A 22,114-nucleotide genomic window follows, 5' to 3' on the forward strand; every position below is an offset into this window, starting at 1 on the left:
GAGTAATACCATGAACAGAAGAGACTTTTTAAAGGGTATCGCCTCATCCTCTTTCGTTGTCTTAGGTGGCAGCTCAGTGTTAGCGCCCTTAAATGCCTTAGCCAAAGCGGGCATCAATGAAGACGAATGGCTAACCACAGGTTCACACTTCGGCGCCTTTAAAATGAAGCGCAAAAACGGCGTCATTGCCGAAGTGAAACCCTTCGACTTAGATAAGTATCCAACGGATATGATTAACGGCATCCGCGGCATGGTCTACAATCCATCGCGTGTACGTTACCCTATGGTGCGCTTAGATTTTTTACTCAAAGGTCATAAGAGTAATACCCATCAAAGGGGTGATTTCCGCTTTGTTCGCGTGACGTGGGACAAGGCATTAACACTGTTTAAGCATTCATTAGATGAAGTCCAAACCCAATACGGTCCATCAGGTCTGCATGCGGGTCAAACCGGTTGGCGCGCCACGGGTCAACTGCATTCCAGCACGAGTCATATGCAACGCGCTGTGGGGATGCACGGCAACTATGTGAAGAAAATCGGCGACTACTCCACAGGTGCAGGCCAAACGATTCTGCCCTATGTGTTAGGTTCAACCGAAGTGTATGCCCAAGGCACTTCATGGCCGCTGATCTTAGAACACAGCGACACTATCGTGCTCTGGTCGAACGATCCGTACAAGAACCTGCAAGTGGGTTGGAATGCGGAAACCCATGAATCTTTTGCCTACCTTGCGCAGTTAAAAGAGAAAGTGAAGCAAGGCAAGATCCGCGTGATCAGTATCGACCCTGTGGTGACTAAGACCCAAGCCTATTTGGGCTGTGAGCAACTCTACGTTAACCCACAGACAGACGTGACTTTAATGCTGGCCATCGCCCATGAGATGATCAGCAAAAAGCTCTACGACGATAAATTTATCCAAGGCTACAGCTTAGGTTTTGAAGAGTTTGTGCCCTATGTGATGGGCACTAAAGATGGCGTAGCCAAAACCCCAGAATGGGCCGCGCCTATCTGTGGTGTTGAAGCCCATGTTATTCGCGACTTAGCCAAAACCTTAGTCAAGGGTCGCACTCAATTCATGATGGGTTGGTGTATCCAACGCCAACAACACGGTGAACAACCCTATTGGATGGCGGCGGTGCTGGCGACCATGATTGGCCAAATCGGGCTTCCCGGTGGTGGCATCAGCTATGGTCACCACTACTCGAGTATCGGCGTGCCTTCATCGGGTGCCGCAGCACCTGGTGCTTTCCCCCGTAACTTGGACGAAAATCAAAAGCCGCTATTCGATAGCTCAGACTTCAAGGGCGCGAGCAGCACGATTCCGGTTGCCCGCTGGATTGATGCGATTCTCGAACCCGGCAAAACCATTGATGCTAACGGTTCGAAAGTGGTCTATCCCGATATCAAGATGATGATTTTCTCGGGTAATAATCCTTGGAACCATCACCAAGACAGAAACCGTATGAAGCAAGCCTTCCATAAGCTTGAATGTGTGGTCACTGTCGATGTGAACTGGACAGCAACTTGCCGCTTCTCCGACATAGTGCTGCCCGCCTGCACCACCTATGAGCGCAACGATATCGACGTATACGGCGCCTATGCTAACCGCGGTATTTTAGCCATGCAGAAAATGGTTGAACCACTGTTTGATAGCTTGTCGGACTTTGAAATTTTCACTCGCTTTGCCGCCGTACTCGGCAAAGAGAAAGAATACACCCGTAACATGGGCGAAATGGCGTGGTTAGAAACCCTCTATAACGAATGTAAAGCCGCCAACGCGGGCAAGTTTGAGATGCCTGACTTTGCGACTTTCTGGAAACAAGGTTATGTGCATTTTGGTGACGGTGAAGTCTGGACGCGCCATGCAGACTTTAGAAACGATCCTGAAATCAATCCACTAGGCACGCCTTCAGGTTTGATTGAAATCTTTAGCCGTAAGATTGAGCAATTCGGTTACGATGACTGTAAAGGTCACCCAACTTGGATGGAGAAAACCGAGCGTAGCCATGGCGGCCCTGGCTCTGACAAGCATCCGATTTGGTTGCAGTCATGCCACCCAGACAAACGCTTACACTCGCAAATGTGTGAGTCGCGAGAATACCGCGAGACCTACGCAGTCAATGGCCGTGAGCCTGTGTATATCAGCCCTGTCGACGCAAAAGCGCGCGGCATCAAAGATGGCGATATAGTGCGAGTCTTTAACGACCGTGGCCAACTGTTGGCAGGTGCTGTGGTATCGGACAACTTCCCTACTGGTATTGTGCGGATTCACGAAGGCGCATGGTATGGGCCAGTAGGTAAAGATGGTAGCACTGAAGGTGGGGCTGAAGTCGGCGCCCTGTGTAGTTATGGCGATCCTAACACTCTCACTTTAGACATAGGCACCTCTAAACTTGCCCAAGCTTGCTCAGCCTATACTTGCTTAGTCGAGTTTGAAAAATACCAAGGCAAAGTGCCTAAGGTCAGCTCCTTCGATGGCCCTATCGAAGTCGAAATCTAACCTTAGAACCGAAACGCTGGATGCGCCGAACGCGGCGCGTCTCAGCATCCAATCTTAGCGCCAAAACTAGGGCGTGTTGAGGAATATACAATGAGTCAAGTCGATATCAACCACGCCAGAGCCTTGGTTTATCAGCTGTTATCATCACTGTTCGCCCGCGAAGTTGACGAGCAAAGACTTAAAGAACTCACCAGCGAAGCGGCGCAGCAATTCTGGGAACAGCTTCGCCTAGAGGCTAAGCTCACTCAGTCAGTGGATAAAATTCGCAGCACGCTCAATGGGATAAAAGATGATGAGACGTTACTCGAACTCGCGGCGGATTACTGCGGCTTATTTCTCGTTGGTACCAAACACAGCGCTTCACCCTATGCTAGCCTGTATTTAAGTGGCGAAGATGAACCTCTGCTATTTGGTCAGCAACATCAGCAGATGAGTGAATTTTTACACCAGAGCAAACTGCAAGTGCAGAGTCATTTCCCAGAGCCCGCCGACCATTTGGCCGTAATGCTCGCCTATATGGCGCACTTATGTTGTCACAGTGAAGACAGTGTCCAATTAAGCTTTTTGCAAACCTGCGTCGACTCTTGGTTAGCAAAATTTATTAACCAACTCACTCAATGCGACAAAAACGGTTTCTATAGTGCCGTTGCCATACTCACCTTAGCGTGGGTGAAGCAAGATATCGCACAGCTTGAACCCGCTGAGGCGGTGATTAGCTAAACGTTCTAGAGCTACTTATCTTTAGATTAATGCTATCCAATGGGTTTATGAGCAGGCAAGTTCAGTCGTTTTGTGCAGCTAACCATTGGCTCAAGGCGGCAATCGATGCCTGCCTGCAAGACTCAAGGCGTTGAAATTCACTAAGCTCAAACGCGTTATTTGCACTGGCTTTTAGCGCCAGCTCTAACTCCTTACATAATTTAGCTAACGCTATCAGCCCCATACTGGCACTGCTGCCCTTAAGCCCGTGCAGCAATTTGGCTACATCTTCCTTGGGATTAGCTAGAGACAGTTTGGCAAGCTGCTCACGACTCGAATCACTAAAAAGATCGAGCATAGACATCATAGCTTCGCTGCCGAGTACGTCCTTATCCTGCGCTAACTGCTTGAGATCTAATAACGGCTCATCATCGACATCCGCTATTGTCGTTGTAATCTTAGCTTCCGTTGTGACTTGAGGCGGCGCAGACAACAGGTCATTCACGGTCGATGATGAAATGGATGCCGACAAGGGAGAAACCGCAACGCCAAGCCATTCTGTAAGGGTTTGTAGACTTAGAGGCTTAGCCAATACAGCATCAAATCCTACCTCGCGGTAATGCTGTAAATCCTCGCTCTGCATTTGGGCGGTAAAGGCGGCAAACTTCACATTAGGGTTGGCGATCAACATTTTTAACTGCGGCAATAAATCAATTCCAGAGCCATCACTGAGCTGAATATCCAGCATCACAGCATCGAAAACCAAACCGCTAGACTCAACAAATTCAAGCGCCTGTTGGCAACTGACAGCAAGCACTGACTTGTGACCTAAGTGCGCTAAAAATCCCTGCGCCACCATAGCATTCACTTTATTGTCTTCTACCACCAGCACTTGGCGAATAGGCACTAATACCCTCTCTGTTACCGCTTTGACATAGGTCATATCGCATTCATTAAAGGCCAGTTCAAAACCAAACTCACTGCCTTTCCCTGGTTGACTTTTGACCCAAATCCCGCGGCCGCTAGCATCCATTAACTCAACCAATTGCTTACAAATGGCGAGCCCTAACCCCGTGCCGCGACTGCGACCTTGATTCGGTAAAGCACTGTAGGGCACAAACAATTTATCGAGTGCCGCAGGCGCAATACCTACGCCCGTGTCCTGTACAACAAAAGACAGTTGAGTACCCTGCAAACTAACGCTTAACGTCACGCCGCCCTCTTGCGTAAATTTAATGCCATTACCTATGAGATTGAACAACACTTGGCGCAACTTTGGCCCATCGATATTGATGCAACTTGGTAGCTTTGATTTGTTCATTTTGAGGCTGAGGCCAGCCAAATTAGCACCGGCAACCATGATCGCCAGCACTTCATCGAGCAAGGTATTGATATCGGTTGGCCTTGGCTCGTGGCTGAGTTTTCCTTGTTCAAGGCGCGAAAAATCCAAAATATCGTTCAACACGGTTTGTAATAACGTGCCGCTATATTGCGATAGCGCTAACATTTGCTGCTGCGCTGGCGGTAGTTCACTGTGACCGAGCAAGGTTAATGTACCGAGTAAACCGTTGAGAGGCGTGCGAATTTCGTGGCTCATGGTCGCAAGGAATTGGGATTTTGCCTGACTCGCCTCTTCAGCAATTTGCCTTGCTTTAGCATGGCCCTTGGCTTCGGCATCGAGGCGATTATTGGTATCGGCTAACTCTTGCGTACGGGCAGCAACGGTTTGCTCCAACGCCTTTTTATGCTCGGTCAACTCATCTGCCACCAGACGTAAATCAGCCTGTAATTTAAGATTATGGGCAGTTTTACGCTTGAAGGCTTCGATAGCATTTGCCATCGCAGTCAGTTCATCATCACCGTGGGCCTCTAAACTCACGTTCGTGTCACCTAAGCTCAAGCGGGACATAGCCTCGGTCGCCTGATTTAACCTAAGGGCGATACCGCGATAAATCACTCGATAGATCACAAAGCCAATCACCACAAACATCAAGGCACCTGTGCCCCAAAGCCCAAGCCTAGCAAGGGACAATTGGTGTAGATAATCACTACGTGCTAATTCAGCCTGTTGTTGCTGTTGATTTAGGGCGCGATCCACCAGCGTATTGAGTCCATAGAGTTTTTCGGCTAGCTCTTGCTGCTGACGCTGTTGCTGCTGCAGTGTTTGACTTAATTCCCGCTGCAATTTAATGATTTGCGGTGTGTGCGCCAACACTGCTAATTCGGTTTTTAACGCCTGCAAACGCCCCGGGTCGCGAATTATCTCGGGCACATTATCGAGCGCCATCAAATCGATATTGATGTCACTCGAAGCAGGCGCTGAATCCGTCTTATGGGCGAGCGCCCTCTCCATTGCCGTCGCCATCTCAGGCTCAGGAAGGGTAAAACTCGGGGAAGGATTCGAGTTTGCGAACGTCGCCAGTAACTTCGGCACACTTAATTGCAATTCTGACTGCAATTCGGAGGATTCAAATAACTGACTTAACAAGGCAATTTGATGAACTAACTTAAGGGCACGATTGAGCTGCTCTTGAATATCAAGTTCGCCCTCAATCACATCGTCGAGCAATCGGCCGCTGCGCTTCGCCCCTGCCATATCAGGATAGGCCTGACTCAACTTCGCCAAAATGGCAGAATTCACCACGGCGAGCTCAGATTGAAGTAATTCTGAGGCATGTCCTGCTGCAATGGACAATTCATGGGCCTTCAGCTGCAGTTCATCGCCCATGGTCAAACGCCGACCCACACTTTTGCCAAGTGAAGTTAATTGGCTGATGATTTGTTCGGCCAGCAGGTTCAGATTTTGGCCTTCGTCGACATCCAATATGGTTAAGGTTTTGATGCCATTAAACATATTGACACTTTCAAGGCTCAGTTTACGACCAATAAACTCCCGTTGTCGTTCATCTTCTACCCGCCCTAACTGCTGCACACCATCAGACAAGGCATTAGAAGCTTGCACTAGCTGCCTTGCCGCTTGGGATGCGGGGAGCGACTCTTCGTACAAGTAAATGTCGGCCTGTTTTAACCAATGCAGACTTAAGCTGCCTAAGCTAACAAGCAGCATCAACAATACGCCTAACACACTGAAGGCGAGCATTAATCGACCGGTTAAACTGGTTCGCGATAAAGATAAAGGAGCCACACATCTTCCTTAAACTGTTACAATGCCACCCAAGATTATGCTTAGCGGATAATACGGGATGATGCGAAAATATTGGCAACGATGGCTCACACTCGCCACATTTGGCCTCGTGTTTTCAGGCTATGCGACAAGTGAACCCCTCACTTGGCCATTAGAGCAGCGCACGCCATTCAATGTCAAAATCCAGCAATCCCAAACATTAAACTACTTACCGCTGACAAAAGCTCAACAGCCTTGGCGGATTTGCGCCCTAGTGCCACACCTTAAAGATGCCTACTGGATTGGCATTGATTATGGACTGATCCAACATGCGAAAACCCTTGGCGTCTCACTCGATCTCTTCGAAGCTGGCAGTTATTACCATATAGATAAGCAACTGGCTCAGCTGCAAAGCTGTATGCAAGGCGACTATGATGCCATCTTACTGGGCTCAGTCAGCCCTGATTTACTTGCCCAATTTACCGCGCCACTGACTAAACCCGTGCTAGCCCTAGTCAATAAACTTAATAGCGACCAAGTCAAAACTCATATTGGCGTCAACTGGTATCAAATGGGGCTACTGGCGGGTAACTTCATCAAAGCCGATGCAACATCACAACATCCGCAACAAACGGCAAATTTGGCACTCTTAGCCGGACCGGAAAACCTAGGTGGCACTGATTTAGTTGAGCAAGGTATACGTCAGGCGCTTGAAGGGAGCCAAGTCAAGATTAGTGCCATTCAGCACGCCGATAATAATCGCAATTTGTATCGTGACCAGTTGCAGATGCTGCTTAAAGCTCAGCAGCCAGATTATATTCTCGGCAGCGCAGTGGCGATTGAGGCCGCCATTAGTACCTTGAAACAAAAGAGATTAAGTAACAGAGTCAAGCTAGTAAGCAGTTACTTTTCCCCCGCCATTTTACGTGGGCTAAAACGGGAAAAAGTCATCTACAGCAATGATGATTTAGTCGTGTTACAGGGGAAACTCGCAATTGATGTCACAGTGAAACAACTCGAAGGCGCTAAGGCATTTGGCGATATAGGCCCAGCGATCATCAAGCGAACATCATCCTCCAACACTTTGTCCCAATTAGACTTCAGCCTAGCGGAAGCCGACTTTTACCCTCTGTACCAAGTGCGACCTCACTCGCATTAATCGTCCACTTTAGCGGCAAATAAATAGCCTTCGCCATGAATAGTGACAAACAATTCAGTGTCGAGTTTATTGCGAAGGCGGCGTATGATCACATCGATCGTTCTGTCATTGACATCCAGATTACGGTGGCTGGTTTGCTGCATTAAACGCTCGCGGGATAAGACTTGCTGCGGATGCAGGGCAAATGCGACCAGTAGCTCGAATTCCGCTTTGGTGAGTTTGATCAACGCATCGCCATGGCGTAATTTGCGGCTGTTAAGTTCGAGTTGATAACCTTCGAAACTTAACACATCGTCCGGTTGAGATAATTCTTCGGCGACCGCCAACTCAGCTTGCTTCACAAGGGAAATCCGCCATAGAAGGTTTTTTACCCTAACCAGCAACTCCCTCAGTTCGAAAGGTTTAGTTACATAATCATCGGCGCCCATTTCGAGACCAACGATTTTGTCGATAGATTCATCCCGCCCAGAGACCAGAATGATGCCCACATGGGAGCGGCTGCGTAGCTCACGGGTCAGGCTCAAACCATCGACACCGGGCAAATTGATATCTAGCATGATCAAATCGATATGTTGGCGATTAAACTCGTACCACATTTGCTCGCCATCGGCCGCCTCAACGACGCGATAACCTTCCTTTTCAAAATATCCCTTTAATCGCGCACGGATAACCGCTTCATCGTCGACAACCAGCACACTGTAAGCCATTTTCAATTTCTCTTATTTTACTTAAGTGAATTATTCATACTTTTTCATATTTGCATATGAGTGAAAGGTTAAATATGCGATCTCGGTAGCTTTATTGAATAAAAAATTGCTCTGCTTTTACAGTCACATCAATATGACATATGCTTAGGGACACTGATGGGACTACACTTAGCAGACTATGAAAGAAAAAGGATTGGGTATGGACGAAAGGCGCAAGTTTTCGCGGATTCTATTTGCCACAAATGCACATCTACAACAAGGTGTTGCACAGTGGGAGACGACCATTCTCGATTTGAGTCTAAATGGCGCTTTGGTCGAAGAGCCGCAAAATTTTATCCACTCGGGTGATGCTATTACCCTCAGTTTTATCTTGCCCGAGTCTGATATTGAGATCCGTATGGAAACTGAGTTGGTCCATCAAAAAAATGCCCAATTAGGCTTGAAGTGTAACTTCATCGACGTCGACAGCATCAGCCACCTAAAACGTATGGTGGAGCTGAACTTAGGTGATGCTTCCTTGCTGAATCGCGAACTTATGTTGTTTATCGAAAAACACAACATCGCAGATTAAGACACTCGCTCACAAACACAAACAGCGCTAATGGCGCTGTTTTGCTTACTGGCGTTCATCTCGCTTGAGAGCGTTTAATGCTAGCTAGTATCTACATTTAGCATAGCTAGCGCCTTACTTTAGCTAGCATCTAATTTTACTCGCGCCTAATGACTAAATCGCTTCTAGCGCTTCAGATAACTTAGACACACCCACGACTTCCATCCCCGCAGGAGGCTTTTTCGGCACATTGGCCTTTGGCACAATTGCGCGCTTAAAACCATGCTTAGCAGCTTCGATTAATCGCTCTTGGCCATTGGGTACAGGCCGAATTTCACCAGATAATCCCACTTCACCAAAGGCGACTAAATCGCTGGGCAAAATATCCCCGCGAAAACTCGATACCATAGCAAGTAACAAGGTTAAGTCGGCACTGGTTTCTGTCACTTTCACGCCGCCCACCACGTTCACAAACACATCCTGATCTGACATCTGTAAACCGCCGTGACGATGCATCACAGCAAGCAACATGGCTAAACGGTTAGCATCCATACCCACAGCCACGCGGCGCGGGTTAGACATGGCCGAGTTATCCACCAACACTTGCAGTTCCACCAGTAGCGGCCGCGTACCTTCCCAAACCACCATAACAAGCGAGCCAGAAGATTCTTCTTCACCACGGGAAAGGAAAATTGCCGAAGGATTGGCGACTTCTTTTAAGCCGCGCTCTGTCATGGCAAATACGCCTAACTCGTTGATCGCACCGAAACGGTTTTTGTGGGAACGCAAGGTGCGATAACGACTATCGCTATCGCCTTCGAACATCACAGAGCAATCGATGCAATGCTCCAATACCTTAGGCCCTGCCAGACTACCATCTTTAGTCACATGGCCGACCATGATGACGGCAATACCATTTTCCTTCGCAAAACGCGTTAAGTAAGAGGCGGATTCACGTACTTGCGACACACTGCCTGGGCTCGATGCCACATCGCTCATGTGCATCACTTGAATCGAATCAACCACTATGACCTTTGGTAATTCTTTGAGGGCCACTTCGCAAATTTGTTCAACGCTGGTTTCAGACAACATCCGCAGTTTATTAGTTGGTAAACCAAGACGATGGGCGCGCATCGCCACTTGCTGCAAGGATTCTTCACCAGTGACATAGAGTGCAGGCATTTGCTCGGCCAGATGACACAAGGTTTGCAATAAAAGCGTACTCTTACCCGCGCCTGGATGACCGCCAATCAAAATGGCTGAACCTGGCACGATTCCGCCACCGAGCACTCGGTCTAACTCCCCGAAATGACTCAATATTCGCGGCAGAGCATTGAGATCGATTTGATCTAATGTCTTCACTTCATTGCTGCTCGCACCAGCGTAACCGACAAACTTAGTGCTGCGCCCAGGAGAAGCCGTACCGAGCCTGACCTCAGTAATCGTATTCCATTCCTGACAAGCACTGCATTGCCCTTGCCAGCGGGGAAAGTCTTGTCCACACTCATTACATACGTACGCCGTTTTATTCTTTGCCATAACTCATTAAAATCTGTATAAAATCAATTTAAGTAACGATGAATACTGCCGACATAAGACTAACACAGCACGGCATAAAATCAGCATTAGAAAAGACCCTACATGAGTTTAGATAACCATAGTGTACTCATCGAACAGCTCAAGCCATTGCTCATGGAGCCTAACTTCCAAGAGATTTTTCAGCAGCTGACGATAGATGAAACCAATTCGACCCGTTTTCTTGTGAAAATGGAATTGAGTCGTTTGGCTTCGCCTTGCACCCGAATTATCGATCTCAGGGATAAATCTGAGCTTGCTTGTACTGAAGTCATGTTAGGTCAACAGCGACATTTTTTAGATGAACCCGCCAAGAACAGTTTACATGAGGCCATGTCACTGTATCGCAACCAATATACCTTAGGCGTCTATGAACATGTGCTCAATGCTCACCAACAGCGTCGGGTAAAATTACGCCAAGGTGTGACTCAGGTTGAAGCCGCCGAGCCAGAACCTTTTATGGTGCCAGGCGTGGTATTGGGCAGTTATTTCAACCGTGCCGAAGAGCGGATGAATTACAGTATTCGCATTGCGGCTTCACAAACGGGTCGCGGTGAAGTGCCAGGGATCACGGCAGATTTATCTATCGGCGGTGCCCGTATTCGCCTCGCCGCCAATCATCCCTTCGATCTCGACCATCCCCTTAAAATAAAATTACTGGAACTCAGTGAAGAGTTTTACTATCCCGATCTCCAGCTCGGCGTGGATTATCAGATTGTCGATAGCCAAACCAATGGCGAATATATTTGGCTAAGGCTCAAACGCCTTGGTGGCAGCGAAGCCTTAAGTGAAATGCTCGGCAATTTAATCCGCGGCTATAAACTGCGTTACAAGGTAGATGTCAATGATGTGATAGTGAGTGCAACAGGACTCGGATTTGAACGCCATTATTTACCCCACCTGCCCCACTTACCTTTGTATTTCAATACTCAAACCCAAGGTTTGAGTCACATGCTGCTCAGCCGTGATAACCAGCAGATAGTGCATTACTTTCAAGATGAAAATGATATCAGCCAATTACCAGCCATGCTGACCCCAAGCCGAGTATCGGCACTGCTGAGTCATCCAGAAAATCCCGACCACGGGCTTTTTTTTAGCTTTACCTATAATGCCCAAGGCTGCTTATATTTTTACTCTGCCACCTTAGCGGAGCTTAAAGCTAAGGGCATGATGCCTTTATTCCTAGGCTTTGCATCGACCAAACCTAGCTGGCGGATCTTTAAAGTTACCCAAGATAAAATTTATCATGATAAGGGCTATCGCCGCGCAACCCTGCCGGGCGATGAGGCTAAATTCAGCCCACTGGTCGAACAGCAGTTATCGCAGTTTAGTCATTTACTGCAGCTCATCGATATCAGCAATGAAGATACCAGAGGGCATTACAAAGCCTGGCAAGACAACAGTAATGCCAATGCCCTTAAAACCTTTGGTCAACAACGATTAACCGCCAATCAAATTAAGTTAGTTTCCATGCAGTTTAGCGAGCGACGCCAAGAGGCTCGTTTCGCCTTTAAAACCTTAGTCAACGTGACGCAAGACAAGCTAAAAGCCACGGGCATTACTTTAGATATCTCTAGCCGTGGCATGCAATTAACCTTAGACAATCCGACAGAGTTCTCATCGAATAAACCGCTACTGTTAAGCTTCCCTAAACTACAAACCATTGCGGGTAAAACACAGTTAGATAATCTCCCTTACCGTTTAGTGCGCACCCGTAAGAATGGTGTAACACTGCATTTAACCGCGGTCATGGGCCATACACCCCATGTGGGGGTCGAGTTTTTAAATAAACTGATTGCCCATAATAAGGAAAAGTTAGAACAACTGACTGAGAACAATAGTGAAGCGAATGAACTTGCCGATGGTTTAAAAAATATTTTGATGCATGATTTGCATTCTGTGCCCTACTTTGTTGAAAAAACGACAAAATCGGCTCAAGTCGCGTGTTTAGGCGTAGGTACACAACAGGATGAGATCAGCGATATTTTTGCCGCAGGCACGTCAGATACTCTGCAATATAATTTAGCACCGCTGCTAAAGGATGGATTCTTTAAGCGGGATATCCTCGAACCTATTCGCCAGATGAAACCCCAGCAAGATATGGATTTCATTGAAGTGTTTGTCCAGTTGATACGTCAATCTCGTGGCAAAATCTTTTTGAAATGCACTTCAGCCACAGAAGTCGGTGATGTGGATGCTCAGATAACCTTTATCAATCAGAGCAAAGCGTTAGGCCGATTCCTCGCTCTACGCGTTTACCGAGGTGCGACTGAGAAGCCAGACATGAGTTATCTGCGTCGCGAATTGGAATACATTAATATTCATGCAAACCATAAAGCTAAACAATTAGAAGAACAGTTATGGCGGATAATTGGTGTCGGTGAACTGTTAGATATCACCCAAGAGGTTGAACTAAGATACCCTGCAATCCATAAAAAACAGTCTTAATTGTTTAATACCGCCAGATCAAAACTTAAATACCAATCCCTAATCTTAGGAAAATGATCACTGCTAGCATCTATATGCGTCAGCATATCGGCATGACCATAATCATGTTTAAAACCATTATCTTTAGAAAGAAGCGTTGATTTCCCCCGTTTAAAGCCGCACTCTGCGACCATATCAGCCACATCTTCTGGATGTCCAAGCACAGTATCGCTCTGCCCTGAGATAAACCAAGCTGGTGGCCAATTAGCGAATGTTGCCGCTTTCGCATAATCAAATCCATCGTCGTGGTCGAGCCAATCTCCTCGCACCCAATCGATACTTTGAACTAATGAGGCGCGACTTTCATTGTCCATACCGATGCGCAACTTGTCGGCAGCAAGGTAACCTTGGCCCATAGCTAAACCTGGCGCTAAACGATTCCAAAAAACATCAACCATTAACCACTTTTTGAAGGATTTAACCCGAATCGTCCGCTTACTACCGAAGGTCAGCAATGAACGAACACTTTGTTGTAACTCAGGATAACGGGCCAGACTGCTCGCCATTAACACCCCGCCCCATGAATGGGCGCACCAATGCACCTGCGAAGGCGGCACGATTTTGCAATCATGCTTAGCCGCCTGTTCTTGGCAGGCTTTTTGATGTAACTCGAGAATCGCCTGCTGCACTAAAGGTAATTGCTCGCGGATCACTTCACCTTGCCCTAAGGTAAAATCCCGATCGATTTTCGGCAAACTGAGCCCTCTGCCAGCGGTATCCAACACATACACCACAAATCCCGCCTTAGCCAAAAAACAACCTAGGCCACGGCCACTTTGGCTATAGAACACCCGACCGTTAGACATGGCACCATGGAGCATGAGAATAGGCGTCTTAGAAAAATCAGGCACCGACGGTAATAACTGACGTAGATGCAGTTGGCCATCGCGGTACGGCAGAAAGATTGAAGACTGTGAAATGGGTGATGTTGAGCCTTGAGCGAGCTGAGTCAAAATGAGTCACTGGTAGTTTATCAATCTCCCTAAACTACCAGCTCATCAATAAAAGACAAGAGTCATTACTCTAACTCAGCCCTGACTTAGGCTTTCATCTCGGCTCAAATTTCAAATAAATGAATAGCCTAGATTTGCAACAGATAAGGTAAAACGCGCAGGTCGAGGTGGCGAATATTGGCATCCGCCGCCGCTGCCAACTTAGGTTTAGCATGGAAAGCGATACCAAAATCCGCCGCCATCACCATAGGGATATCATTGGCGCCATCGCCGATAGCAACGCTTTGGCCTTTTGGAATGCCCCACTGCTCACTGCAACGCTCAACCACATCCGCTTTAAACTGCGCATCCACGACTTTACCCGTCACTTCACCCGCGAGTTTGCCGTCAGTGATGACTAACTCATTAGCAAAGGCCGCATCTAAGCTTAGAAGCTGTTTTAAATGACCCACAAAAGGCGTAAAGCCGCCAGATGCCACCACTAAACGCCAGTCATGGGATTTAAGTTCTAACAGCATGGACTCAAGCCCAGGCATCAAAGGCAAGTTGTCGCACAAGGTCGTGATAATACTGGCATCAGCGCCCTTAAGCTGTGCCACGCGCTGACGCAGACTCTGCTCAAAATCTAGCTCACCTTGCATAGCAAGTTCAGTAATCGCCGCCACGCGCTCGCCAACACCCGCCATGGCCGCTAATTCATCAATACATTCAATCTGAATCGCCGTGGAGTCCATGTCCATCACTAATAAGCCGGGATGGTTCAAACGAGGTAAATCAAAATTGATGACATGCAGTTCAGCCAAAGACTTCGGGAATGCTGCTAACTGCGCCTGAGAAGGCAAATTTACCAGTGCCAACTCGATACAATGTAAGCCGACTTGACGTTCGATATGTGAAATACCGATAACATCAGACTGAGACAACTGCGCAATCCAGGCCGATATCCCTGCCTGCGCTAACGTATCTTGATAGATCACACGCAAACGCGAAACACCAGCGGGGTTTGCTGACTCTTGATAACGTTCAAACACTTGCCCTTGGCGTTCAAACCTTGGGGAATGGTCAGAGACTAACCACAAAAAAAGCGCATCTTGGTTCAAGCTTTCCATCGGACTTAAATTCTCCAACTATCGGGCTCACTCAGAATCAATTATGATTAGGCAAGCGCTCTACATTTTAAGGGTCAAAGTGTTATATCTTAAAGGGCTAAAGAAAAGCCATAAAATCAGTAGACTGATCCAAATTGCTGCCGCCTTCGCCTTGATATTAGGCTTAGTGCAATTGTGGCAGACAAGCCTACTACAAGGTCAGCTGCTTCTAAAGTCCCAAACTCAAAAGATGGCCAGATTACTGGTGCAGCAAACCGCCTATGGAGCCGCGCCCGCACTACAACTGCAAAATGATGAGCAGTTGCAATGGCTCGCCAGCGCTTTAGTCGAAGATCCTAAGGTGATGTCTGCGGCTATCTTCAGCGACCAAGGCATGCGGTTATCTTTCGCCCAAAGCATCACTAAGGATGTTGTCGATCCTGACTCGGAAGAAATGAATTTGCTACTAAGCAAATATCCTCCCTATGTAGAGCCTGTGATCCAAGAAGGGAAAAATCTAGGTTATGTCGAAGTCAGGCTCGATACCAAGCTGTTTTTCAACGAAATCAAAGAGGCCCACAATTTAAACATGGAGCAACAACAAATCATGCTGCTGGTTGCAGGCTTGATTGGTATGTTGCTTTCGCGCTCTTTGTCTTTCAAACGCGCCGATTTTGACCGCCGCCGCTTTCGGGTTAAGTTGCGTCAAGCTCCGAAAAAACCTAAGAAACGATCCTCAACTGAAGAGCCATCAGAAAGTGTTAATGATAGTTTGGCGCAAGTGCTAACAGAAGATCAACTGGTGTCGACCACTGATTATCCACAAGAAAAAGCGGCTAAACCCACTAAGGCGCCAAAAGCAGTGACAGAGGCAAATACCGATAAGCTCACTCAGACCCGCGTGCAAACTAAGGCCGAAAAAACGTCAGAAAAATCATTGGAATTACAGGATAATACAGCAGTTGAAAACGCGGCAAACGATGCGGAACAAGCGGTACCTGTTAAGGTTAAACCTAAAGTGAAAAGTGTCCGTCGGGTAAAACACGCGACTAAAGCAACAACCGCTGCGGCCGAAACCTCGACGCCAAAAACACCCAGTGAACCAAGTGAACCAAGTGATCTCGACACAGATTCAACAGGTTAATATCTATTTCGATAGATAAGGTAAATCACTAATCTATTGATAGCTAAGCTCTAGATAAGCCATAAACAAGCAATTTCTAATAACCAAACCATTAATAATAAAGTTGAATAGAAAAGCCGCTAAAAATTGGCATAAAAAAGGGGTTCGCATTGTGAACCCTTTTTTTCAGTAGCACACTCTTACAGCGTAACAGTTACAGTGTAATTGCCGCTTCTAATGTCATGATGATCATATCATTAAATGTGGTTTGACGTTCTTCTGCAGAAGTCTTTTCACCGGTACGGATGTGGTCAGATACAGTCACAACGCACAGGGCACGCGCACCAAACTCATGGGCAACGCCGTACAAACCAGCCGCTTCCATTTCAACGCCTAATACGCCCATCTTCTCCATCACGTCAAACATTTGTGGATCAGGAGTGTAGAACAGGTCCGCAGAGAAAATGTTACCTACGCGAACTTTAGTGCCACGAACTTTCGCAGATTCGATAACCGCATTCATCAGCTCATAGTTAGCGATAGCGGCAAAATCTTGGCCTTTAAAACGTAAACGGTTAACCGCTGAGTCAGTACATGCACCCATACCGATGATCACGTCACGTACTTTAACGTCAGTGCTGATCGCACCACAAGTACCCACACGGATCAGATTCTTAACGCCGTAATCACGAATTAATTCAGTTGCATAGATAGAGCATGAAGGAATACCCATGCCAGAACCCATTACTGAAATACGCTTACCTTTGTAAGTACCAGTAAAACCTAGCATGTTTCGAACATCAGTCACTTGCTCAACATTTTCTAAGAATGTTTCAGCAATATATTTTGCACGTAATGGATCGCCTGGAAACAGCATTGTCTCAGCGAATGCGCCCTCTACAGCATTAATGTGTGGTGTTGCCATCGAAATAACCCCTGTTTATTTTATTAAGACTTAAGTCTTTGTTTACTGACGGCAAATGTCAGCCGCCAAATCGAAATAAATGCTAATTTGCCTAAAGGAACGATTCGCCATAGGCCATAGGTTCAAGCTTAAAGTGACTCGCAATAGATTGGCCGATATCAGCAAAGCTGTTACGACGACCCAGCGATCCCGCTTTCAATCCAGCGCCAAAGGCTAATACTGGCACATATTCACGGGTATGATCCGTGCCTTGCCATGTTGGATCGCAACCGTGATCCGCCGTTAAAATCAGCAGATCATTTTCACCTAGTAATGCGAGCATTTCAGGCAAACGGGCATCGAAATATTCCAGCCCTTTGGCATAGCCAGCAACATCACGGCGATGACCGTAGTGAGAGTCGAAATCAACGAAGTTAGTAAACACTATCGTGTTATCACCCGCAGATTTCACTTCAGCTAAGGTCGCATCGAAAAGTGCTTCTAAGCCGTTCGCCTTCACTTTTTTAGTGATACCACAGTAAGCATAAATGTCGGCAATCTTGCCCACACTCACTACTTCACCGCCAGCCTCTTTCAGCTTGTCTAATACGGTTTTTGCCGGTGGCTCTAGTGAATAATCCTTACGATTGCCGGTACGGGCAAAGTCACTTGGGCCAGTACCATCAAATGGACGGGCAATGACACGACCTATGTTGTAAGGCTCTAACTCTTCACGGGTTATTTCGCAAAGACGATAGAGATTTTCTAAACCGAAAGTTTCTTCATGACAAGCGATTTGGAACACAGAATCGGCTGAGGTATAGAAAATAGGCATGCCAGAACGCATGTGCTCTTCGCCTAACTCTTCTAAAATAGTTGTGCCAGAAGCATGACAATTACCTAAAAACCCATCCAGACCCGCACGGGCTAAAATCTTATCCGTCAGTTCTTTAGGGAAAGAATTTTGGTGCTCACTGAAATAACCCCATTCGAATAGTACGGGTACGCCCGCCATTTCCCAGTGACCGCTCGGAGTATCTTTACCCGAACTTAACTCTTGCGCATGACCATAAGCACCAATCAGCTCAACATTATCGCCAAAACCTGGGGCAAAGGCGCCCGTGCTTTCCATCGCCGCATGACCCAAACCTAAGCGCGCTAAGTTAGGTAATTTCAGCGGACCTTCACGGCCAATATCGGCTTTGCCTTCGGCGCATGCTTTAGCAATATGACCAAAAGTATCTGAACCGACATCACCAAAGCTTGCTGCATCAGCAGAAGCACCGACTCCAAAGGAGTCCAACATCATAATAATGGTACGTTTCATAATTCTTCCTTAAAGATCCGCTGCACGAATATAGGCATAGATCTCAGGTGTTTTTTCTGGAGCGGTTTCACCAATGTGAATCGCTTTTTTCACCGCAAGTTCCGCTTCCGCGAAGGCGGCTTCAGACTGTGCATGGATAACGGCAATTGGCGTCGATGAATCCACTTTATCGCCTAGGGCACACACTTGGGTTAAGCCAACACTATAGTCTAGTGCATCACCGGGCTTACGGCGGCCGCCACCTAAGGTCACAACCGCTAAACCTAATTCACGGGTATCCATGCTATAGGCATAACCTTGCATATCGGCAAAAACCGGGCGAATAATTTGCGATTGCGGTAGGTATTTACTGTAGTTTTCAACAAAATCGACCGGACCACCAAGACCCGACACCATCTTGCCAAAGAGTTCTGCGGCGCGGCCATTATCGAGTACACGATTCAGTTTAGCGCGAGCGTCGGCCTCATTGCTTGCAAGACCGCCAAGAAGCAGCATCTCAGCGCAAAGACCCATAGTGATTTCATATAAACGCGGATTACGGTAAGCCCCCGTTAAAAAATCGATGGCTTCTTTCACTTCAACCGCGTTACCTGCACAAGATGCAAGCACTTGATTCATATCGGTAAGCAAAGCCGTCGTTTTCGTACCCGCGCCATTTGCAACGGCGGCGATACTGCGAGCTAATTCTTCCGATGCCTCATAGGTTGGCATAAAGGCGCCGCTACCAACTTTTACGTCCATCGCCAACGCATCTAAATTACAGGCTAATTTCTTAGACAGGATCGACGCTGTGATGAGGGAAATAGATTCAACGGTGGCGGTATTATCGCGAATAGAATAGAAGCGTTTATCGGCAGGAACGAGATCGCCCGTTTGGCCAATAATCGCCACACCGACGTCTTTAACCACTTTACGGAACAATTCACTTGATGGCTCAGTTTGGTAACCCGGAATGGCATCAAACTTATCGAGCGTGCCGCCCGTATGACCTAGGCCACGCCCAGAAATCATAGGCACATAACCACCACAAGCCGCAGCCATAGGGCCAAGCATCAGACTAATCACATCGCCCACACCGCCAGTGCTGTGTTTGTCGATAACTGGACCGTTGAGTCCCAATGATTGCCAATTAAGCACAGTGCCAGAATCACGCATCGCTGTCGTTAAAGCGATTCTTTCAGCCATATTCATGTCATTAAAATACACCGCCATGCCTAATGCGGCGATCTGACCTTCAGATACGGAGTTGGTAGTGATACCTTGAACAAAGAACTGTATTTCTTCGGAACTTAGCGCTAAACCATTACGTTTTTTACGAATAATCTCTTGAGCTAGAAACATGATACTGCCTCCAAGATAGGCACTAACAACTCTGTCGCTAGTGCTTATCTTTGCAATGAAACATCAAAACTGTAGCAATATTACAAGTTCATACTATCGAAGTTTTGAGTTTACCAAATAGATTTAGGTCACACTTAATTAGGCTCGCTATACGCAGATAGTATTAATCAGCGATAGTTTGCGATTAATAGCCTTGAGTCGGCTTAGGCGCATCTGCCAGTTCTAATGTGTGCAGCAAGCTGTTTAAGAGGCTTGAAGCACCAAATCTAAAGGTACGTGGTGAAACCCAGTCAGCACCTAAAATACGCTCAGCAACACCGAGGAACTCAGCCGCTTGAGCTGCATCACGCACGCCACCAGCAGGCTTGAAGCCTACTTGGGTATTCTTCTCGCTGATCACAGTTAACATGATTTCAGCCGCTTCGAGTGTGGCGTTTACAGACACTTTACCCGTAGAAGTTTTAATAAAGTCGGCACCCGCATCGATTGAAAGTTCAGATGCACGGCGGATGAGCGCAGGATCGGCTAACACGCCAGATTCGATGATGACTTTTAATAAGACTTCACCACAGGCTTCTTTACAGGCTTTAACTAATTCAAAACCAATGGTTTCATTGCCTTCCATCAGTGCGCGGTATGGGAATACCACGTCAACTTCGTCTGCACCATAGGCAACGGCAGCGCGGGTTTCTAGCACGGCAATGGCGATGTCATCATTGCCATGGGGGAAGTTAGTCACTGTGGCGATTTGAATATCTTCAGCACCGATTTCATCGAGAGTCTTACGTGCTATCGGGATGAAACGAGGGTAAATGCAGATAGCGGCAGTATTGCCTGCAGCCGTTTTCGCTTTGTGGCACAGGTCGATCACTTTTTGATCTGTGTCGTCATCATTCAAAGTCGTTAAGTCCATTAACTCGATGGCGCGTTGTGCTGCTTTTTTTAAATCAGTCATAATAGCTCTCCAAAATAAAAATTAAATGAATAGAAATCAGTCGCATAAAAACAACTCTTAAGAGGTGGCATTATTTTGATTATTTTTATGGCCGGGCCTTCAGGCGGTGCCGAGTAATTTGCTTGTACAAACTACCTTGTTGTAGGTATTCAATCTTGCCTAAGTCATAAAGAGCAATAGGCATCCTGACACTTAAAAAAATAACTTATAAGTGACCACGACTTGAATCCTTGAAGACCGGAAGAGAGGATACGAATAAAATCTTGCTCCTACTTTTCCGCGAAAAATCCATTTTAGCGCGAGAAAAACACAAACCTTTATATAAACCCACTTGTTAGCCTAATAGGCTTAGATAAAGACTCATGGTAAAACAAAGATGGAGCCGCATAATGCGGCTCCAACAAGCAACTAGTATTACAAGAAATTAGAACTTGTAAGTAGCACTAAAATAGTGCGCAAAACCAGTTGACTTAAAGCCGTCAGAATCAGCAATTAGATAAACATCATTATAGGCCTTTAAACCATAACCAACTGCAAATTGCTCTGAGTGCCAATAAATGCCATTAAACATGGCGCCACCATGAGTAGCCTTGCCTGTTGCACCGTTAAACTCAGAATCAGCACCAAACTGATAATCTAGGTAACCTTGATAAGAAATGAATGAGCCGTTATCAAAATTAATGAAAGGCTTGAACCAGTTCATAGAAAACTGATACCCATTCCAGTCTTTAGCCTGAATTTCATAGTACTTATAAAGATTCATGCTGACTTTACCAAACCAAGGAACATTAACATCAGCACCAATACCAACAGAACCGTTGTTTACGTCACCAGCACCAGGGCCGTACAGATTGGCATCACCGCCACCCCAGTTAAACAATGTGGTTAAATAAACTTCTTGAATTGGTCCCCAAGACAGATCTTTACCCGTAATTGCATCAAGAGAGAAGCGAGGTGCAAATTTCAGGAACATCTTTGGAGAACCAGCTTTATCGCTACCAGAACGTTCAGTAGGGTTAAATATGTCTAAATAACCATACAAGTCAACGATACCTGAACGACCACCGAACTCCATTTCAATATAATCATGGTCACTTTCACCAGGAAGTTCATTCACCGCATACATGTAGTTAAACTGCATCCAGTTGTAATCGCCTGCATGAATATCTTGTCCGCGATCAGCGGCAAATGCGTTACCAGAGATTGCAGCTACAGCAGTAGCGGCTAAAGCTAAAGTTTTAACGTTTTTCATCATCAACCCCATTTATCTTGTTTACTACCATCGAGGGTAGCGTTTTTTTTGTGGCGCTCGCATTCTACCTAGATTAAATAAAATCTCAATAATCTAGCGTAAAATCACAAACACAAAATTCTTAATTGTGAACAAAGTCGCGACTTCTGCATTACGATTAATTAACTTAACCGTGTTCCCGCGACATTTAAGACAGAATAACAGCGACATCTCAGTTGCATTCTGTGTCTTTCAATTGGAGAAACTATTCACTACAGGAATCACTACTGGCACTACTGGAAAATGGTTGAATTAACTTAGGTCCTGCCCTGCATGGTCAGGACCCAGTTAGTGGGGTTTCCCCCTACTGCCGTTCATTGACTTAGATAGC

Annotated in this window: 16 protein-coding genes; 6 read left to right on the forward strand and 10 right to left on the reverse strand. The window is 46.7% G+C overall.

Going from position 1 to position 22,114, the window contains the following annotated elements:
* Positions 1–10: 10 nt before the first annotated feature.
* Complete coding sequence (torA, locus tag NE536_RS09050) at positions 11–2,500, forward strand: trimethylamine-N-oxide reductase TorA (protein ID WP_261272486.1); 2,490 nt, start codon at positions 11–13, stop codon at positions 2,498–2,500.
* A gap of 90 nt (positions 2,501–2,590) precedes the next feature.
* Positions 2,591–3,220: a molecular chaperone TorD gene (gene torD / locus NE536_RS09055; protein ID WP_261272487.1), complete on the forward strand. Its 630-nt coding sequence runs from the start codon at positions 2,591–2,593 to the stop codon at positions 3,218–3,220.
* Positions 3,221–3,281: 61 nt separating this feature from the next.
* Here torD and torS read toward each other — a convergent pair whose 3' ends face one another.
* Positions 3,282–6,344, reverse strand: a complete 3,063-nt coding sequence (gene torS, locus NE536_RS09060) for a TMAO reductase system sensor histidine kinase/response regulator TorS (RefSeq protein ID WP_261272488.1) — start codon at positions 6,342–6,344, stop codon at positions 3,282–3,284.
* Positions 6,345–6,405: 61 nt separating this feature from the next.
* Between torS and torT the strand changes: the two genes are divergently transcribed.
* Positions 6,406–7,482 carry a TMAO reductase system periplasmic protein TorT gene (gene torT, locus NE536_RS09065; RefSeq protein WP_425347529.1) on the forward strand — a complete coding sequence of 359 codons (1,077 nt, stop codon included), beginning with the start codon at positions 6,406–6,408 and terminating at the stop codon, positions 7,480–7,482.
* Here torT and torR read toward each other — a convergent pair.
* Entirely contained in the window at positions 7,479–8,189 is a 711-nt protein-coding gene (gene torR / locus NE536_RS09070; RefSeq protein WP_261272490.1) for a two-component system response regulator TorR, read from the reverse strand. The genes torT and torR overlap by 4 nt on opposite strands.
* A 199-nt stretch (positions 8,190–8,388) precedes the next feature.
* On the opposite strand from torR, the gene NE536_RS09075 reads away from it, so the two are divergent.
* The gene (locus NE536_RS09075) at positions 8,389–8,760 is read left to right on the forward strand and encodes a PilZ domain-containing protein (protein ID WP_006086924.1); all 372 of its coding nucleotides are present in this window, start codon (positions 8,389–8,391) and stop codon (positions 8,758–8,760) included.
* 153 nt (positions 8,761–8,913) lie between these two features.
* Here the strand turns inward: NE536_RS09075 and radA are convergent, their stop codons facing one another.
* Positions 8,914–10,278: a DNA repair protein RadA gene (radA, locus tag NE536_RS09080; RefSeq protein ID WP_261272491.1), complete on the reverse strand. Its 1,365-nt coding sequence runs from the start codon at positions 10,276–10,278 to the stop codon at positions 8,914–8,916.
* A 102-nt stretch (positions 10,279–10,380) separates the two neighbouring features.
* Between radA and NE536_RS09085 the strand changes: the two genes are divergently transcribed.
* A complete protein-coding gene (locus tag NE536_RS09085) occupies positions 10,381–12,762 on the forward strand; it encodes a PilZ domain-containing protein (RefSeq protein ID WP_261272492.1) in 2,382 nt (793 codons plus the stop codon).
* On the opposite strand, the gene NE536_RS09090 is transcribed toward NE536_RS09085, so the two are convergent.
* Together NE536_RS09090 and serB are read right to left on the reverse strand one after the other, a co-directional pair.
* Complete coding sequence (locus NE536_RS09090) at positions 12,759–13,754, reverse strand: alpha/beta fold hydrolase (RefSeq protein ID WP_261272493.1); 996 nt, start codon at positions 13,752–13,754, stop codon at positions 12,759–12,761. The genes NE536_RS09085 and NE536_RS09090 overlap by 4 nt on opposite strands.
* Positions 13,755–13,882: 128 nt before the next feature.
* Entirely contained in the window at positions 13,883–14,863 is a 981-nt protein-coding gene (gene serB, locus NE536_RS09095; protein ID WP_261272494.1) for a phosphoserine phosphatase SerB, read from the reverse strand.
* A gap of 79 nt (positions 14,864–14,942) precedes the next feature.
* Between serB and NE536_RS09100 the strand changes: the two genes are divergently transcribed.
* The gene (locus NE536_RS09100) at positions 14,943–15,986 is read left to right on the forward strand and encodes a YtjB family periplasmic protein (protein ID WP_425347530.1); all 1,044 of its coding nucleotides are present in this window, start codon (positions 14,943–14,945) and stop codon (positions 15,984–15,986) included.
* Between the two features lie 193 nt (positions 15,987–16,179).
* Here NE536_RS09100 and deoD read toward each other — a convergent pair whose 3' ends face one another.
* The 5 genes from deoD to NE536_RS09125 form a co-directional block, all read right to left on the reverse strand.
* A complete protein-coding gene (gene deoD, locus NE536_RS09105; protein ID WP_006086929.1) occupies positions 16,180–16,890 on the reverse strand; it encodes a purine-nucleoside phosphorylase in 711 nt (236 codons plus the stop codon).
* A 91-nt stretch (positions 16,891–16,981) separates the two neighbouring features.
* Complete coding sequence (locus NE536_RS09110; RefSeq protein WP_261272496.1) at positions 16,982–18,196, reverse strand: phosphopentomutase; 1,215 nt, start codon at positions 18,194–18,196, stop codon at positions 16,982–16,984.
* A 9-nt stretch (positions 18,197–18,205) separates the two neighbouring features.
* On the reverse strand, positions 18,206–19,537 hold the full coding sequence (gene deoA / locus NE536_RS09115) for a thymidine phosphorylase (protein ID WP_261272497.1): 1,332 nt from the start codon (positions 19,535–19,537) through the stop codon (positions 18,206–18,208).
* Positions 19,538–19,721: 184 nt separating this feature from the next.
* A complete protein-coding gene (deoC, locus tag NE536_RS09120; RefSeq protein ID WP_261272498.1) occupies positions 19,722–20,492 on the reverse strand; it encodes a deoxyribose-phosphate aldolase in 771 nt (256 codons plus the stop codon).
* A gap of 424 nt (positions 20,493–20,916) precedes the next feature.
* Entirely contained in the window at positions 20,917–21,744 is an 828-nt protein-coding gene (locus NE536_RS09125; RefSeq protein WP_261272499.1) for a nucleoside-specific channel-forming Tsx family protein, read from the reverse strand.
* Positions 21,745–22,114: the final 370 nt, after the last annotated feature.

The organism is Shewanella septentrionalis (assembly GCF_025370265.1).
In the GTDB taxonomy this organism is placed as follows: Bacteria; Pseudomonadota; Gammaproteobacteria; order Enterobacterales; family Shewanellaceae; genus Shewanella; species Shewanella hafniensis.

Bases quoted from the DNA above. Each gene is read 5' to 3' on its own strand.
- torA (WP_261272486.1), top strand. From the start codon at position 11: ATGAACAGAAGAGACTTTTTAAAGGGTATCGCCTCATCCTCTTTCGTT.
- torD (WP_261272487.1), top strand. From the start codon at position 2,591: ATGAGTCAAGTCGATATCAACCACGCCAGAGCCTTGGTTTATCAGCTG.
- torT (WP_425347529.1), top strand. From the start codon at position 6,406: ATGCGAAAATATTGGCAACGATGGCTCACACTCGCCACATTTGGCCTC.
- torR (WP_261272490.1), bottom strand. From the start codon at position 8,189: ATGGCTTACAGTGTGCTGGTTGTCGACGATGAAGCGGTTATCCGTGCG.
- NE536_RS09075 (WP_006086924.1), top strand. From the start codon at position 8,389: ATGGACGAAAGGCGCAAGTTTTCGCGGATTCTATTTGCCACAAATGCA.
- radA (WP_261272491.1), bottom strand. From the start codon at position 10,278: ATGGCAAAGAATAAAACGGCGTACGTATGTAATGAGTGTGGACAAGAC.
- NE536_RS09085 (WP_261272492.1), top strand. From the start codon at position 10,381: ATGAGTTTAGATAACCATAGTGTACTCATCGAACAGCTCAAGCCATTG.
- serB (WP_261272494.1), bottom strand. From the start codon at position 14,863: ATGGAAAGCTTGAACCAAGATGCGCTTTTTTTGTGGTTAGTCTCTGAC.
- deoD (WP_006086929.1), bottom strand. From the start codon at position 16,890: ATGGCAACACCACACATTAATGCTGTAGAGGGCGCATTCGCTGAGACA.
- NE536_RS09110 (WP_261272496.1), bottom strand. From the start codon at position 18,196: ATGAAACGTACCATTATTATGATGTTGGACTCCTTTGGAGTCGGTGCT.
- deoA (WP_261272497.1), bottom strand. From the start codon at position 19,537: ATGTTTCTAGCTCAAGAGATTATTCGTAAAAAACGTAATGGTTTAGCG.
- deoC (WP_261272498.1), bottom strand. From the start codon at position 20,492: ATGACTGATTTAAAAAAAGCAGCACAACGCGCCATCGAGTTAATGGAC.
- NE536_RS09125 (WP_261272499.1), bottom strand. From the start codon at position 21,744: ATGAAAAACGTTAAAACTTTAGCTTTAGCCGCTACTGCTGTAGCTGCA.